This is a genomic window from Paraprevotella clara YIT 11840, assembly GCF_000233955.1.
Classification (GTDB): Bacteria; Bacteroidota; Bacteroidia; order Bacteroidales; family Bacteroidaceae; genus Paraprevotella; species Paraprevotella clara.
This window is the reverse complement of record NZ_JH376720.1, coordinates 1-531: the sequence shown is the minus strand read 5'-3', so window position 1 is coordinate 531 and position 531 is coordinate 1. Positions and strand designations below refer to the sequence as shown.

The window sequence follows — 531 nt, the reverse complement described above, 5'->3', positions numbered from 1 at the left end:
CTCTACTATATAGGTATCCAGGACGTGTACGAAGCTCTCGATATATCACATAGTCATTAGTCTTCTCATTTCCTACTACCGAAATCTTATTGAAGTAAGCTGGTTTACCTTCTTGTATACGCACTTCAAAATTAATTGTATCATTCACCACGGACGTTTCTACAGGATGCACTTGCGAAAAAAGATAACCACTGTTCTGATACAAGTTAGAAATATCTTCAGAATCTGGATTAGTAGAGTCTTGTATACGTTTCTTTAACAATACGCCATTATAGACATCTCCTTTCTTTATCCCTAATACTTGATTGAGTACTCGGTCGTTATATACTGAGTTACCTAAGAAGCGTATATCACCAAAATAGTAACGTTTTCCCTCCTCTAACGCTATCTTCAAGTCAATATTTCCGTTTTTATTTCTGATAAGTGTATCACTCACTATACGCGCATCTCTATATCCTTTCTCTTTGTAAAAATCAATAAGTCCTACTAAATCCTCATCGTAATCCTTCTTCACATATTTCGAGCGCTTCC

At 36.0% G+C, this 531-nt stretch carries 1 protein-coding gene; it reads right to left on the bottom strand.

Annotated features, from left to right (window positions below; translation table 11 throughout):
* A partial coding sequence (locus HMPREF9441_RS17275) for a POTRA domain-containing protein (RefSeq protein WP_301280210.1) occupies nucleotides 1-514 on the bottom strand: 514 nt, incomplete at its 3' end.
* Nucleotides 515-531 lie beyond the last annotated feature (17 nt).